We start from the raw sequence: 16,277 nt of genomic DNA, 5'->3' as shown, positions 1-16,277 counted from the left end.
ACGAAAATAAGCTTAATCAAATGACCAAAACGCAAAAAAATATCCTGATAGGCTCAGCGCTGGGGCTGTTTCTGCTTGTGGGTTCCGGCATGGCCTACATTTGGTATAACGTATATCAGAACTGGGATTCGCTGGGTGAGCGAGCTAGCATTCAAGAAGATCGCAGCGGGCTTTATGTGACCAACGGGCTGGGTAGCGATCAGATACAAGAAATTCTAGTCCTTGAAATCGGCGGTAATGAGTACAGCCTTAGCGTTGATGCTGATGCAACGGAGCGATCGGTCGAACTGCCGCCGGTAACGAGCATCGTGCCTTATCGAATCTACGGTGAGGCGATGATGGAGGGGGATACCTCACTTACTGTGTCGGGTGACGGTGTGCTACTGCCCAATGACTTCCTGAAAAAAGAGATGGCCAAGGCTAAAACGATGGAAGCCTTCTTTCCCACTTGGGAAGAGGCGGTAAGACAGCTCAACCCTTATCACGCGGGGCTGGTCGTTGAGGAAACAGACGCCCGTTTTTCACCGGAAGAGATTGCCAAAGCGCAGGAGCGCCTAGACGTAAAGCTGCCGTCGTACTACCTTGAGCTGGCCTATGAGGGTCGGGCATGGCAGGTGACGATCGAAGGTGAAGAAAGCGGAAAAGCGTTCAGGCTGCTGGCGCCGTCAGAATTGATGAGTGCCGCCGAATGGGTAGAGAAGAACGTCGGCAACATTGACTGGAAAGAGTCGCGAGCAGACATTTATCGTCAGTTGCAAAAGGACGTCGTGTTTGCCGTTAGCGGTACAGAACCGTGGGTCATTCGTTATGGTGATAAGCCCTGCGAGGACGGAAAACGGGCAATGTATACAGGGCGTATCAACTATGAGGATTTTTTGGTTGAGGACAGCGATCCGTTTACTGACTATACCTACCCCGGCGGGTACTGCGATAAGGCTGGGGACTTGACGTACTGGCAGGGGCTGATGGCCAGTGCTCTACGAGATGCGCTGCCCAAAGAAGGATTTACCTTTGTGACTGAGGATACGGAGCTGGAAGTGAATCGCGCAAATGAGTCACCAGAGGGTGAACTGAAAGGGTACCTGCGGGGAGAGTGGTACTAAACGGTAGTCTCTCTGCGGTTCAGGCCTCAAGGAAGACATTTAATCCATTATTATTCATGGGGTTAATCTCATTCTATGACGCGGATCACCGCGTCATTTTGATATAGGGATACAATGTCAGATTCTGTTAATGATGGGTTACGTCGCTTTCCTTGATATTTGTAACTAATCAAGTGCTATAAGCGGTGGAGCCGTCCATGCGTTGAGGTTGCGATGCTTGATCAAGAAACGATCCGTTCATTTATTAACGTGGCGGAGTCTGCCAGTTTTTCTAAAGCCGCTGAGGTGATGCATAAGACACCTGCGGCCATCGGCTATCGCATCAAAATGCTGGAAGAGCGGATCGGCACACCGCTATTTAACCGCACAACGCGCTCGGTATCGTTGACTTCGGCGGGAGAGTATCTGCTGGCCCAGTGCTACCGTTGGAATACCTGGCTGGAAGTGATGCCGGGGGAGCTGCGCCAGATTAACGACGGGGTCGAACCTCAGGTCAATATCGTCGTCAACAACCTGCTGTACAACCCTGCCGCTGCCGCAGAGCTGCTGAACTACCTTAACCAGCGCTTTCCGTTTACCCAGTTTCAGATTTCTCGTCAGGTTTACATGGGGGTTTGGGACACGCTGCTCAACGGCGGCTACCAGATTGCTATTGGCGCAACGGGCTGGGAGTCTTTAGATAACTCTATTAATATTTTACAGCTCGGAGCGGTGCGCTGGGTGTTTGTTATTGCGCCTCAGCACCCGTTAGCAAGCACGACAGGTACGTTGACGGAAGATCAACTGCGCGCCTATCCCGCCATTAATATTGAAGACACTTCCCGAAACCTTCCCAAGCGGGTTGCCTGGCTGTTGCCGGGGCAGCGGGATATCAAAGTGCCTAATCTCCACACCAAACTGGCCTGTCACCTGCGGGGGCTAGGTGTTGGATTTTTACCCAAGACGCTGTGCCAGCCCTATCTGGACGACGGCACGCTTATTCAGCGCGAAGTGTCCCATAACCGACAGCCTTCTCCGCTGTGTCTGGCGTGGAAGAACGCCACCATGGGGAAAGCCACACAGCAGATTGTCAGGCTGTTTGAAGAGCGAGATCCGATAATTCAAGACTTTCTGGCTAGAATCGATAATCCCATTGAGGTCGGTTAAACACGCTCCAGCCTCTCAACGGCCATTGCTCCCAGCCAAACGCCCAGCAGCGTATCAGCACCGGACGTGTGCCCGTGGGACAGCAGCCTGACTACCGCTGTCTTATCTCTGCGATGATGACGTAGCGATAGCGCGGCGCGACTAAGAGGCGTTGAAAAACGCCCTTCGCAGGCGTGATGCAAATAGGCACTGCTGACGTGAGTGGTTAACTCTTGTAATGGTGTGGCTGAGATAAAGAACGGTGATTGGCGCAGCCTCTTTGCCGTTGGCGTGTAGCCATACGCTGCAGCCAGCATGCCTACCAACATATCGTCACTGCTTGGCGTCAACCCTGGCCCCATACCGATATGGGCGGTCCAGTCCGTTTTCTGACCGATCAATGACAGAGTGAATCGATCTACTATAAGGCCGAGTTTATCGCAAAGGGGAGTGGTCGCAAGATGGTGAAGCGAGCCGTAAAGTCCCGTTTCCCTCATTTGATGGCACAGCGTCTGCCGTAGGCTCTCAGCTCTTAGAGGGTGACTTCCGCTCCACATATTCAGACTGACTCTGCGCCCGGCGCGCCTCAGGCATAAGCCGCCTATTCGTAGCTCGCCCTTGCTCAGACAGACTCGAGACTGGGGTGTAATGCGGTGGCTGACGGCGTGAAACACCTCTTCCTGAAGCAGCCATCCGGCAGGGCTAAGGCCGTGAGGATGTTCATGAAGCGTGAGTAGCTCTCCTTTTTCGGTCAGCAGGTTTATTGCCTTGCTGTAAATGCCAATACAGGTGGCGGTTCCTGAGGTATGAGGCGCGTTGGAGCTATAGGCCAGCGTGGAGAGGGAAAGTGCGGTCATTGTTATATCACCTTGAGGAACGACCCGTGAGTTTGTCGCTGGAGTAGATTCGAAGGACATCATGTTTTCGAACCTACTCCAAGACAGGGTTAACAGCCTATTAGGCCTGCTTTTCCCCTTCTTTAACAAACAGCATGGCGATAATGCCGACGACGGTCACTACCGCAGCAAAGTAGAAGCCGGCGTTCAGGCTACCTGTGCTGTCGGCGATAAAGCCGGTGATGACTGGGGCGAAGATCGATGCCGCCATGCCGAAGAAGTTATATAGGCCAAAGGCGGTACTCAGTGCCGATCTCGGTGCGTTGTCGGCAACGAGGGCGACCAGTACAGGGTTAAGGCTGATTTTGCCGATAAAGCCGTACAGGATAAGCACCGCGATCAGCACAGCTTCAGAGCTGGAATAGACGATACCGAAGATAGCCAGCAGAGACAGCGGCATCATAAACAGCACGACCGGTTTTCTGCGGCCCAGCTTGTCGGACACATAGCTACACAGCAACGTACCGATAATGGAAATCCACGGTACGATAGAGGCGATATTGGAGGCGTGAACGATGTCCATGCCGCGCTCTTTTTGTAGGTAGTAGGGCAGCCAGGTGATGATGACGAAGAAGCCGTAAATCGAACAGAAAATGGTGATATAGGCCATGATCAGGTTGCGATTCTTGAACAGATCCATAAAGCGGAAGTCGCTTTTGGCTGTGGTAGCCGCCTTGGGATCTTTTGGATTTGCGTTCTCACGAATGAAGAACAGCATCAGCAGGGCAACGATAAAAATGGGAATGGAAATGGCTAAGAATGGCATTTTCCACGAGGTGTGGAAGCTGTCCACCATGGTACTGGACAGATAGTAGCCAAGCGCAATACCGAACGACATGCCGCTGCCGATCACCGCACTGCCCAGAGTGATCCACTTTTTGGGAATGGCTTCGGAAGACAGAGCGTACTGCGGGCCATAGTAGGCGCCTTGAGCCGCGCCGGTCATCATCCACAAAATGATGAAAATCATAAAGCTCGGAGAGATGCTGACGGAAGCAATAAACGCCGCAAACAGCATAAAGCCGGGAACCATGATTTTTTTGCGGCCAACTTTATCACCGTAAATACCCGCAGGGATTTGAAGCGCCGTATAGGTCAAGAAAAATAGGCTGCTTATCAGTCCTAGGTTGCCTTTTGATAACCCAAATTCAGCCTGAATGTGGGGCATAATTGGGTTTAATACAGAACGACCCGCATAAATGGCAATCCAGCCAAGAAAGAATATGATGACGAGTCTAACCCAGTAGGGAAATAGCTCTTTTTTACTTCGTTATCCATAATGAATCCTCAACAATTTTTAACTAACCACACTATTTTTTAATTTTTTCGAAAGGCAAATCCGATCTTTCATTTTTTATTGGCGTTTGTATCCCCCACACTAAAGGATATTTAGTCATTTCGATAGCGTTTAATGACTCTGCTATATATTCCTTAGCGGCCAATAAACAGTGTTTACGCTATTCTTTCTATGCGGAGCCTGTATTTTCCATTGATGAAACTAAGTCATTTGGAATAGTTCTATTTCTGGAAAGGCTATCGCACACTTTTCTATTTTCGAGCAACGGCTTCATCAGCGCTGTGTACTAGGACGCAAACGGATCTTTGCAGTCGTAAGAATGTTCATACAGCGAATCAGAAATCAGGTACTGATATATTTCGTCAACAATATCGATACCGTGGAGGTTGCTTTCCCGCTCGGCTATGTCGCAGTTTTGGCCCGGATAAAGCACTTTTTCAGTGCCGGGGGCGGGCGCTATGGCGTTTAGCTCTACCATCATTTGACTGACGCTGCTGCAAAACAGGTCGCGAGAGGTAAAGAACGCCGGATTGATGACGATGTGTAGCTGCCCCAGCTCTCGCCCTTGAGAAAGATCGTGGTACATCGAACTCACGTGTTTGCCAAAGGGAAGGCCAAGCAGCATGCCGGAGAGCACGTCAATCATCATCATCAGGCCATAGCCTTTGGGGCCTGCCGCGGGCAGCAGTCCTTTAACCAACATAGGGTCGGTGGTGGCAACACCCCGATCGTCTACAGCCCAGGTGTCGGGGATTGCGACGCCGCGGGAGCGTGCATCGAGGATTTTTCCCCAGGCCTGAACGGTGGTGGCCATGTCAAATGTGATAACGTCGTCGCCGTTTCCCGGCGCGGCGAAGGCTATGGGGTTGGTGCCAAAGTAAACGTCAGCGCCGCCGAAGGGAACCACCATCGGATCGGACTGACAGACTGAAATGCCGATAAGCCCTGCTTTAGCCGCCTGCTGAACGTAGTAGGACAGCGAGCCGCTGTGGCCAATCCGGCGGGCACCGACAATGGCGACGCCTTGTTCGCTCGCGATATCAATAGCGTGTTCCATCGCGAGCTTTGCCGCGACGTGACCAGCGCCGTTGTCGCCGTCAAAAATGCCGCTGCACGGACCGGTTGTTTCAAACGTAAAGCGAGGGTCGCGGTTGGTGCCGCCTTTGCTGATGCGTTCTGCATAGTACTCTACGCGCACCGCGCCGTGAGAATGAATGCCTCGGGCGTCAGCGTGAACGAGAACGTCAGCAACGATATCAGCGTGTTCGAGCGAAAGACCAGCGGCGGCAATCTTGTTTTTTATGAGCTGATGAAGCCTTTCTCGAGTCATTTTCATTTAGGTGTCATCCTTTCGCAGGGTAAATAACGCTGTGCCGATAATTGCGATAATTAAAGTGAAATAATGTGATCGACATTGGTGTTACGGAATTCGAAAAAAAATTCATTAAATGAATGTTTGATTATCAAAATAACTTAATAAATAGGGTTATTCATGACTAATTAAATAATTGCCTGCTGATTTGATACATTTTTTTTATAATAATAGAAATGTGACCTCTCTCACTTTGATGGACATCTTTTTTATATAGCTTTTTAGCCAGCCTATTGAGCTATTGCTGGTTTAAATTTTCTAATGCGTCATTGGTTTTCATTTTTTAGGTATTTTCATTATGCTTATAAAGCACGGGTAATGAGAGAACATTAATTAAAAGTAAAAGCCATATCCTATTTTGTCTATCTGGGTAACGTATTAAGAAAATATTGGGTTCATTTTTTTGTTTACGTTAAAGGGCCTATCTATGATCCATGCTTTCATAAAAAAGGGCAGCTTTCAGGATTCCGTCAGCCTGATGCTGATTTCCCGGAAGTTGAGCGAGCTTCCTCGCGTTGACGAGGTTTCCATCATGATGGGAACGCCGGCCAACAAGTCGCTGTTAACCAATACCGGGTTCTGGCACGAGATGTTCAACGAAGCGACGCCAAACGATATCTGCGTCGCCATTAAGGCGGAAGGCGCTGACGGCTCGCTGACAGAGTATGTCGGCGAGCAGTTGGACGAAGCGCTGGCGGCTATTGCCAAGGGGCAACAGGGTGGGAAATCTCTGTTAAAAGCGCGCCGCTGGCAAAGCGCTGAGCAGAAGCTACCGGATGCTAATCTGCTGCTGATCTCCATCGCCGGTGAGTATGCTGCCGAGCTGGCGGATACCGCACTGGACAGCGGGAAAAGCGTGATGATCTTCTCTGACAACGTCTCTGTCGAGCAAGAAGTGGCGCTAAAAACCAAGGCGCGGGATAAGGGGCTTATTGTCATGGGCCCTGACTGCGGTACGGCGATGATAGCCAACGCGCCGCTGGCTTTTGCCAACGTTCTGCCGGAAGGGCGGATTGGCATTATCGGCGCCTCCGGTACCGGTATTCAGGAGCTGGCGTCACAGATTGCGCTGGCGGGGCAGGGCATTAGCCACGCTATCGGCCTAGGCGGTAGAGACCTCTCCGCTGACGTGGGCGGGATCAGCGCGCTGACCGCGCTGGACATGCTGGCGCGAGACGAGAAAAGCAAGGTGCTGCTGTTTGTGTCTAAGCCGCCTGCTGAAGAGGTGCGCCAGCGTGTGTTCAGCGCAATGAAGCAAATTAATAAGCCCATCGTTACCCTATTTTTAGGCGTCAAGCATAGCCAAGCGAGGGACGGAAACGTCTATCTGGCGAGCTCGCTGGATGAAGCTGCGCGTCTGGCAGCGGCTCTGGCACGAGTCCAAGAGTGTGCAGAAAGCCTGCCGACTGTCACCGGTAAGAAGATTGCCGGGCTTTACACCGGGGGCACGCTGGCAGTTGAGGTCGCTATGATGCTGGCCGAGCGCCTCGGCGCTGAGATCGACAGTAAACACGAGCGCGGCACCATGCTCAATGCCGATGGTCACAGCATCATCGACCTAGGGGACGACTTCTATACCCAAGGTAAGCCGCATCCGATGATCGACCCTTCAACCCGCAATCAGGAAATCGTCAACCTGTCGAATCGCCCTGACGTCGGCGTTCTTCTGCTGGACGTGGTGATTGGTTACGGTGCGCAGGCAGAGCCTACCGGCTCTCTGATAGAGGCCGTCAACAAGGCGCGCGACCGCCGGGGCGAGGCTAATCCTCTTGCCGTTATCGCGACAGTCACCGGTACCGAACAGGATCCTCAGGTGAGGTCCGTACAGATCGACGCGCTGCGGGCTGCGGGCATTGCCGTAGTCGATACGCTGCCGGAAGCCGTCATGCTGAGTCACGGGCTTATTGAGGCGCGTCAGACGGTCTCTCTCGGAGAACCCGCTTCGCTGCTCAACTCCGTGGCGGTGATTAACGCTGGGTTGCGCAGCTTTGCTGAAGATCTTCAGTCAGCGGGCGTACCCGTTGTGCACTACCAGTGGGCCCCTATCGCAGGCGGCAACCGGAAGCTGGCTAACCTATTAAAACAAATGCAATAAGAGGTCCTTATGTACGCATCTATTCAAGAAGCTAACGCAGCGGTCATCGAGCGCATTAAAGAAGCTCGCCCACACTGGCTAGACGTCAAACCGGCAAAGCAGGTTATTCCCGTGCTTCAAGAGGGGCGCAGGCTTCTCCACGCCGGGCCTCCGGTAACGTGGCAGGCGATGAGCGGCCCAGTACGCGGCGCCTGCATTAGCGCCTGCCTGTTTGAAGGCTGGGCGAAGACTAAAGAAGAGGCGCTGAGCCTGCTGGACGGCGGCGGCGTAGAGTTTTTCCCATGTCACAGCGTGGATGCTGTTGGGCCAATGGGAGGCATTACCTCAGCAAATATGCCGATGCTGGTGATTGAAAACAAGGTGCACGGCAACCGTGCCTACTGCAACCTGAACGAAGGTATCGGCAAGGTCATGCGCTTTGGCGCCTATAACGAGGAAGTGCAGGCGCGTCTGCGCTGGATGCGTGACACTCTGGCGCCGACCCTGAGCGAAGCGCTACAGGCGATTGAAGGCGGCATCGATCTTACCGCAGTGATGGCACAGGCTATCACCATGGGTGATGAGTTCCACCAGCGAAACATTGCCGCTTCAGCCCTGCTGATGCGCGTGCTGGCACCGAAAATTACTCTGCTCAAACGTGAGAAAGATCAGCTGGCAGAAGTGATGCAGTTCCTAAGCGTCACGGATCAGTTCTTCCTCAACCTTGCAATGGCCTACTGCAAAGCCGCCATGGATGCTGGTGCGCAGATCGAAGCGGGCAGCATTGTGACGGTGATGACTCGTAACGGTGAAAACTTCGGTATCCGAGTGAGCGGCATGGGCGATCGCTGGTTTACCGCTCCGGTGAACACACCGGAAGGGCTGTTCTTTACCGGCTACAGCCAGGCCGATGCTAACCCTGATATTGGCGACAGTGCCATTACGGAAACCTTTGGCGTTGGCGGCGCAGCGATGGTTGCCGCACCGGGCGTTACCCGCTTTGTTGGCGCAGGTGGCGGTATCAGCGCTGCGCTGGAAGTGACCGAAGAAATGGGTGAAATCTACCTTGAGCGTAACGGAATGATGCAAATCCCTACCTGGGACTTCCAGGGCGCCTGTATCGGTCTGGACGTGCTTCGCGTTGTGGAAACCGGCATTACACCACTGATCAACACCGGCATTGCCCACCGCGAAGCGGGCGTTGGTCAGATCGGCGCAGGTACTGTGCGCGCACCTCTGGCCTGCTTTGAAAAGGCGCTAGAGGCGCTGGCTGAGAAGATGGACATCAAAGCCTAGCGACGCACTCACGATAAGCGCTTCCCCCGGCTGTAGGGGGAAGCGCAAATATGACGATAGACGATAAAGGAAGGCGAAGGCCGCGCCTTCCTTTTCTTTTTGCCTTCGGTCTATGTACCGCGCCGGTACAGCATACTGCGGGATAGCCGGCGAATGTTCTATGACGAAACGGACTTAAGAGAAGAGTATGCCAATGAAAACATTAGTGATCGCCCTAGGGGGTAATGCGTTACTCCAGCGCGGAGACGTGCTCTCCGCCGACAATCAGTATAAGAGCATCGCGAAAATAGCCGCGGCGATAGACACGCTGGCCGAACACTACCGCATTGTGATTGTGCACGGTAATGGACCTCAGGTTGGGCTGCTGGCGCTACAAAATCTGGCGTATGAGGAGGTACCGTCTTATCCTCTCGACATTTTAGGGGCAGAAAGTCAGGGCATGATCGGCTACATGCTGTCTCAGCAGCTGTCACAAAACGTCAATGGGCTTCCCGTTTCAACCATACTGACGCGAGTGCTGGTGGACAAGAATGACCCTGCATTCTGTTCGCCCAGCAAGTATATCGGTCCGGTTTATAGCCCTGAGCGTCAACAGGAGCTTGAACGCCAGTATGGCTGGCAGATGAAGCTTGACGGCAGCTATCTGCGTCGTGTGGTGCCTTCTCCCGCGCCAAAAAGCATTCAGGACAGGGAAGCAATTGAGCTGCTGCTGGAAAAGCGCCATATCGTTATCTGCTGCGGTGGGGGAGGTGTTCCTATGGTTGAAAGCGATAGAGGCTATCGCGGCGTTGAGGCAGTGATCGATAAAGATTCAGTGGCTTCTCTGCTGGCCTGTGAGCTTGATGCTGAATATCTGATGATCCTGACGGATGCCGATGCAGTCTATCAGGACTGGGGCACGCCGCAGGCTAGGGCGCTGCGTCAGGTTACTCCCGACGAGCTGCGGCCGTTTGCCGCGCCGGACGGCGCGATGGGGCCAAAGGCTGAGGCGGCGATTTCGTTTGTGGAAAAAACCGGTAAGAAGGCGTTTATCGGCGCACTGAAAGACGCGCTGGATATCGTCAGGGAAGAAAAGGGAACCTGTATAAGGCTGGCATAGCTAGGGTTCTTTTCCCAGAGCTTGATGTAAAACGACCGCTGATGGATTCAGCGGTCGTTTTTTATTGCCCTTTATTCTGTTCTCCTGACGTTTTTTATCGCGTCAGTCGCGGCGTGAGGTTTGAGCGAGAAAGAGAGTCGTTATCATTGATTAAAAAGATTTTTTATACGTCGGCGTTTGAAAATCACGTATTTATATCTAGGCTTTCTATAGGGTCTTCCTATCTTTGGGATCGAGCATGAAGGGCTACTATTGCGTGAACGCATCGGCAAGTCGTGAACAAACCTCGACTAACTACAAGAGGGTTGTTTTAGGGATTGGGATGAGTGCTGTCGGTTTACTTGGTTCTTTGGCGCAGGCTGAAACCACAATTCCCTCTTCCTCATCAGCGGTTGTGCTTCAGGCGCTGGCGCCGGGAGAGTCCGACTTTATTCTGCCGAACGGCAGCGCTATTCAGTCTGCCTCGGGAAACGGTATTGAGGCTGACGGCTCGCAGAACTGGATACTGAACGTTCAGGGTAATATTACCGCCGCCGTTGACGGTATTCGTTTGACGTCAGCGTTGGACGGCGGTGCTTACATCACTAACAGCGGTCGTATTCAGGGCGTCAGCGGTGTAGGCGTTGAGATGCTCAACGGCGGGACGCTAGTCAATCAGGCGGCGGGCGTCATTATGGGCAATACCGGCGTTTCGTTCTCTTCCGGCACCTATACGCTTTACAACGCCGGGCGCATAGAGGGCATTGACGCGGGGATTTCGGTCTCGACGGCCTCGGCGTCCCACTTTACCAATCAGTACGGTGGCACTATTGTCGGTGACGTTGGCGTAAGAATGCTCAGCGACGGCCATACGCTGACCAACCTAGGGGCGATTGAAGGCACAAGTGGAACGGCGATTGATATCCATGGCGATAACAACATATTGATATTGGATGAAGGTACCTCGCTGGTAGGGAGCGTGCAAAGTTCAGGTGTTGGAAATGCACTCTTGTTGAAGGGCGCTGGCATACTGAACAGCAATATTAGCGGGTTTTCCTCACTAACCATGAGCGGGCAAACTTGGGCGCTTCTTGGCGATATCGCTATGGTGCAGGGAAGTTCGCCTTCTCTGTCCATTGAAGATGGAAAACTGATACTGGCGGGTAACCTTAACGCTAATGGCGGCACAACCGAGATTGCCAGCGGAGCGGAGCTTCAGATAGGTAACGGTGGAACGCGCGGGGACTTGCAGCAGTCTCACGTTCATCTTGACGGTATACTGTCCGTTTTTCGCTCTGACGGCGCGTTGGATCTTAGCAATACCCTTACGGGAAACGGCATTCTGCTGTTTAAGGGCACAGGGGTGTCCGGTCAGTCTTACTATTCATTCAGCAATAACAATAACCAATTTACCGGCAATATCGTGCTTGGCAACAACGTTCGTTTGCGTATTGCATCGTCCAATCCTACGCCGCTGTCGCACATTGTCGTTGAGAACAACAGCACGCTGTGGTTTGGCAGTGCGGCGAAGTTCAGCAGCCCGCTGTTTATTAAAGGGCAGGGATGGGACGACCCCGGCTTTGGGCGACTGGGAGCGCTGCGCCTCGACAGTAATGCAGAGGTCAGCGGCCCTGTGACCTTACTGGATGACGCGCGGGTAACGGCGGTTTTTTCCGACTATAAGGGAAGCATCAGCGGCGCCATCGGCGACGGTGGCCACGGCTATTCGCTGGAGAAAACCGGCGATGGCACCATTACCCTGACAGGCATCAATACCTACAGCGGCGGCACTTTGATTAACGCAGGGACACTGGCGATAGGCCGCAGTGAAAGCCTCGGAAGCGACTCCGGTGATGTGACGCTCAACCATGCCAACGCGACGCTGTCGCTGCTAAATGCTTTTAGTCTGAACCACAATGTGGTGATGGGTAGCCAAGGGGGCACCATCACAACGGCGTCTGACAATACTTTGACAGGGACTTTGAGCGGCAGCGGAACATTCACCAAGGAAGGAACGGGCTCACTGTCGCTGGCGGCAACCGGTTCTAGCGTGCAGAACGTGAACGTGTCGGCGGGCGAGCTGGCGCTGTCGCAAAGCGGCATGTTTACAGCTCTTGGCAACTACACGACCGCTTCTGGCGCGGTGACTCACCTGTCTGACAGCGCTTCACTGCGGGTAAACGGCGTTTTCACTCAACAAGCCGATTCGACGCTAAATCTGGCGTTGGGCAGTGCCGATCCGTTAATCAGCGTCGGCAGCGCCAGCCTAAGCGGTGCGCTAAACGTCACCGGGCTGGGCCGAATGTGCCAAACAGCGCCAGCGCGCTGACGTCAACTCAGTACACTCTAATTCATACGTCGACGCCGGGGGGTATTAGCGGCGACTTCTCTTCCGTCAGCCTAGGAGGCGCGAGCAGCAGCGTTGACTACGTTTTACTGTATGGCGGCAAGAGCGCCAGCGGGCAGGACTATAACGTTGGCTTTGAACTAACATGGCTTGCCGATGAGCAACGCGGCAACGGCGCGTTTACTCTGGCGGGAGTTAACGATCGTTTTAACGTCGACATCTCACTGGGGGATCGCAGCGGCGTCTTTGCCAGCGACTGGGACGGAAAAACCTTAACTAAAGCGGGTAAAGGGACGCTGCTGCTGTCTCGAGTGAACACCTACAGCGGCCCAACGCTGATTCAGCAGGGGACGCTGGAAACCGGTGTGGAAAACGCCTTTGGCGGCGCTCTTGAGGGGACGGACGTATTTGTGGGAGAAGGCGGCACACTCAACCTGAACGGCTTTTCTCAAAAAATCGGCAATCTGACGGAAGCGGACGGGTGGCTTTAGGGGCTGCCGATCTAACGCTGACCAACCATTCAGATGGGCTGTTTGCAGGGGCAATTTCAGGTCAGGGGCGTTTGATTAAAGAGGGGGCTCAAACGCTGAGGCTGTCCGGCAGCAGCGACTACAGCGGTGGAACGCTTATCAACGGCGGCATCCTTGAGCTCGGAAGCGGTAAAGCGCTAGGGAATGGAACCGTCACTAATAACGCAACGCTGTCTCTTAACTTTATTGAACCCAGCGTGATGCGTAATACCCTTTCCGGCAGCGGGGTGCTGGAGCAGAACGGAAGTTCTGTCGGCATATTGACCGGTGAAGGATCGTCCGTCGGTAGCCTAGCGATCAATGAGGGAGAGCTAGCGTTTGCTCAGCAGGGGAATTTCTCCGTAATAGGTGATGCCACTACCCAAAGCGACGCAACGATGGCAATAAAAGGACTCGCCCGGCTGGACGTTGGCGGTCAGTTCAACATGGACGGTAGCTTAAACATCATCGCGGACGGCAGTAACGGCGTTTCTCAGCCGATTATTAGTGCTGATAGGGCGGTGTTAGGCAGCGAGTCTTCTTTTACGCTAAGCGGTTTTTCACTCCCTTCGTCCTCACTCAGCGATCCGGTTAATATGGGAAGGGCGACATTTCACGTGATTGGTACTTCCTCACCGGGGCATATTTCTGGTGACTTTTCGACGATCAGTATGGGAGGTGCGACCTCTCCTGTGGACTACATCACTTTTACTAGCAACGTCGATTTACAGCAGCAAAACTATAACATCGGTCTGGCATTGACGTGGTACGACGGCTACACCAGCACGCCGGAAAACGCACACGGTACCTTTACGCTAAGCGGTCAGCGAGAGTTTTTCGATCTGGGCGTGATGCTGTTGGACGTTGCAGCTAATGACGCAGCGGAATGGGACGGTAAATCGCTGACCAAGGCCGGCCTAGGGACGCTGCTGCTGTCAAAACAAAATCAGTACACCGGCGGCACTCTGATTCAGGGCGGTATTTTACAGCTGGAGGCCGAGAACGCCATTGCCGCCAGCGGAGGCGTTCGGATTGACGAAGGGGCTGCGCTGGTAACGGGGGATGCTGACCAGCTAGTCCGTCAGCTAAGCGGCGCAGGGCGGATTGTCCTTGGGCAGAGCGAACTGACCCAGCACAACGCTGGCGGCACGACGCTGTTTTCCGGGCAAATTAGCGGGCTAGGCGGGTTGAGAAAAACCGGTGACGGCACGCTGATCCTGAGTGGAGATAGTCATTTTGCCGGAATAACAACCATTGCCGAAGGCGTGTTGCAGCTCGGTAACGGCGGCACGAAGGGTAGCGTTGTTGGGCATATCGTTAACGATGCGATGCTGGTGTTCGATCGCAGTGACGATTTGGTCTATGGCGGCGTAGTTAGCGGCAGAGGCCAGGTGACACAGGCGGGAAGCAGCCGGCTGATCTTTACCGGCGATCATACCTATAGCGGCGATACGACTATTCAGCGCGGCGAGCTGCAATTGGGCGCGGGCGGTAACAGCGGCAGCGTGGCGGGAAACGTGGTTAATCAGGGGCAGCTCACCTTCAACCGCGCCGATGACGTGCAGTTTTATCAGGCTATCAGCGGTGAGGGGGCAGTCAATAAAAGAGGGGCTGGCTCGCTGACGTTTAATCAAAGCCAGTCCTACCGGGGAGACACGACGGTGAGCGAAGGTCAGCTTATCGTGGGTGATGACAGCCATCCTCAAACCACATTAGACAGCCGTCGGGTCAACGTGGAGAGCGACGCGACGCTCGGCGGCTACGGGCAGGTAAACGGCAGCGTTAACAACCGAGGTACGCTTGCGGTGGCGGATGCGCTTTCCGGCTTTGCCGACCGGCAAACCGGTAGCTTTACCGTTGGTGGCGACTTGAATAACGCCGGACGGATGCTGATGGCGAGCGTCAATCCCGACAGTCGCCTGATCGTCAAGGGCAACTATGTAGGTAACGGCGGTTCGCTAGTATTGAGTACTGCGCTGGCAGGGGATAACTCCGCGACAGACAAACTGGTGATTTCAGGAAACAGCAGCGGCAGCACGTCGGTAGTGGTGAATAACTCCGGTGGTAAAGGCGGGCAAACGGTCAACGGCATTCAAATTGTGTCAGTGGCGGGCAAATCGGACGGCGTTTTCACACTCGCCAATCGCCCAGTGGCGGGAGCCTATGACTATTTTCTTTATCAGGGCACGCCGACTCAGGCCGACGGCAACTGGTATCTACGTTCGACGTTTCATCAGCAAGATGTCGTGGTTAGGCCTGAGGGGGGAATTTATGCGGCTAATGCCGCGGCTGCAAATGCGCTGTTTGCTCTTCGCCTGTCCGAGCGGGATACGGGAGAAAAGAATGGCGGCATGTGGCTACGGCAGGTGGGCGGCCATACGCGAGTTCGCGATGATTCAGGGCAGCTTCATACACAGACTAACCGCTATGTGGTTCAAGGCGGTAATGAGCTTTTTGCCTTTCCGACTGGCGATAAAGGGCGCTTTTCCGGTGGCCTGATGGCGGGCTACGGTCACGCTGCCAGCAGCACGGGGTCTGCCGTGAGCGGCTATGATGCCAAGGGCAGCCTTAACGGCTATTCCGCCGGGTTCTACGGCACTTGGCGACAGAATGCGGTTGAGAAAGACGGAGCCTATGTTGACGGCTGGCTGCAGTACAGCCGGTTTAAGGCCAGTGTCAGCGGTGAGTCTCTGTCCGATGAGCAGTATCGTCTTAATGGCTACAGTGCCTCAATGGAGTCCGGCTATCGTCAAGCTGTCGCTGAAAGCGCTTCAGGCGAATTAGCGATAACGCCACAGCTGCAGGCGATCTGGAGCGGAATCAAGGCCGACGACCATCGGGAAGAGGGTGGTACCTGGGTTAAAAGCAGCAATAACAGCGCACTGCAAACCCGCGTTGGCGTCGAGCTTTCCTTTCGCGGTCGAGGCGAGGCAGATGCTGCGCGGTTCACTTCCTATGCAGAGGCTAACTGGATTTACAACCGCAGGCCGACAGCCGTCACGCTTGACGGTGTAGAAGTTCGCCAGCAGGGAGAACGCAATGTAGGAGAGCTGAGGCTCGGCGTCAGAGGGGCATTGAATGCACGATGGGACGTTTGGGGAAATATTGGCCAGCGTCTGGGTGATGACGGATACAGCGATACCTCAGTGGCTCTGGCGGTAAAATATCGTTTTTAGGAGA

11 protein-coding genes are annotated in these 16,277 nt (G+C 54.0%); 8 read left to right on the top strand and 3 right to left on the bottom strand.

The annotated features are described in order from the left end of the window. Positions 1-20 precede the first annotated feature (20 nt). A complete protein-coding gene (locus DQM29_RS13505; RefSeq protein ID WP_111741173.1) occupies positions 21-1,103 on the top strand; it encodes a hypothetical protein in 1,083 nt (360 codons plus the stop codon). 213 nt (positions 1,104-1,316) lie between these two features. Next, complete coding sequence (gene allS / locus DQM29_RS13500) at positions 1,317-2,249, top strand: HTH-type transcriptional activator AllS (protein ID WP_111741172.1); 933 nt, start codon at positions 1,317-1,319, stop codon at positions 2,247-2,249. Here the strand turns inward: allS and DQM29_RS13495 are convergent. The 3 genes from DQM29_RS13495 to allD form a co-directional block, all read right to left on the bottom strand. Continuing rightward, on the bottom strand, positions 2,246-3,085 hold the full coding sequence (locus tag DQM29_RS13495) for an oxamate carbamoyltransferase subunit AllH family protein (protein WP_170126535.1): 840 nt from the start codon (positions 3,083-3,085) through the stop codon (positions 2,246-2,248). The genes allS and DQM29_RS13495 overlap by 4 nt on opposite strands. Before the next feature lie 100 nt (positions 3,086-3,185). Then, positions 3,186-4,349 carry an MFS transporter gene (locus DQM29_RS13490; protein ID WP_232054965.1) on the bottom strand — a complete coding sequence of 388 codons (1,164 nt, stop codon included), beginning with the start codon at positions 4,347-4,349 and terminating at the stop codon, positions 3,186-3,188. 358 nt (positions 4,350-4,707) lie between these two features. Continuing rightward, positions 4,708-5,757, bottom strand: coding sequence for an ureidoglycolate dehydrogenase (allD, locus tag DQM29_RS13485; RefSeq protein ID WP_111741169.1), 1,050 nt, complete (start codon positions 5,755-5,757; stop codon positions 4,708-4,710). Positions 5,758-6,220: 463 nt separating this feature from the next. On the opposite strand from allD, the gene fdrA reads away from it, so the two are divergent. The 6 genes from fdrA (at position 6,221) to DQM29_RS13455 (ending at position 16,273) form a co-directional block, all read left to right on the top strand. Further along, the gene (gene fdrA / locus DQM29_RS13480) at positions 6,221-7,888 is read left to right on the top strand and encodes an acyl-CoA synthetase FdrA (protein WP_111741168.1); all 1,668 of its coding nucleotides are present in this window, start codon (positions 6,221-6,223) and stop codon (positions 7,886-7,888) included. Between the two features lie 9 nt (positions 7,889-7,897). Continuing rightward, positions 7,898-9,163 carry a YlbE family protein gene (locus DQM29_RS13475; RefSeq protein ID WP_111741167.1) on the top strand — a complete coding sequence of 422 codons (1,266 nt, stop codon included), beginning with the start codon at positions 7,898-7,900 and terminating at the stop codon, positions 9,161-9,163. A 193-nt stretch (positions 9,164-9,356) separates the two neighbouring features. After that, positions 9,357-10,262: a carbamate kinase gene (locus DQM29_RS13470; RefSeq protein WP_111741166.1), complete on the top strand. Its 906-nt coding sequence runs from the start codon at positions 9,357-9,359 to the stop codon at positions 10,260-10,262. A gap of 238 nt (positions 10,263-10,500) precedes the next feature. Beyond that, positions 10,501-12,570: an autotransporter-associated beta strand repeat-containing protein gene (locus DQM29_RS13465; RefSeq protein ID WP_111741165.1), complete on the top strand. Its 2,070-nt coding sequence runs from the start codon at positions 10,501-10,503 to the stop codon at positions 12,568-12,570. After that, positions 12,546-13,079: an autotransporter-associated beta strand repeat-containing protein gene (locus DQM29_RS13460; protein WP_111741164.1), complete on the top strand. Its 534-nt coding sequence runs from the start codon at positions 12,546-12,548 to the stop codon at positions 13,077-13,079. Before DQM29_RS13465 ends, DQM29_RS13460 begins: the two co-directional genes overlap by 25 nt. Next, positions 13,070-16,273 carry an autotransporter family protein gene (locus DQM29_RS13455; RefSeq protein WP_111741163.1) on the top strand — a complete coding sequence of 1,068 codons (3,204 nt, stop codon included), beginning with the start codon at positions 13,070-13,072 and terminating at the stop codon, positions 16,271-16,273. The genes DQM29_RS13460 and DQM29_RS13455 overlap by 10 nt, the downstream gene beginning before the upstream one ends. Positions 16,274-16,277 lie beyond the last annotated feature (4 nt).

Origin of the sequence: Leminorella richardii, from assembly GCF_900478135.1 — a bacterium.
GTDB lineage: Bacteria > Pseudomonadota > Gammaproteobacteria > Enterobacterales > Enterobacteriaceae > Leminorella > Leminorella richardii.
This window is presented reverse-complemented; position numbering and strand designations above follow the sequence as displayed.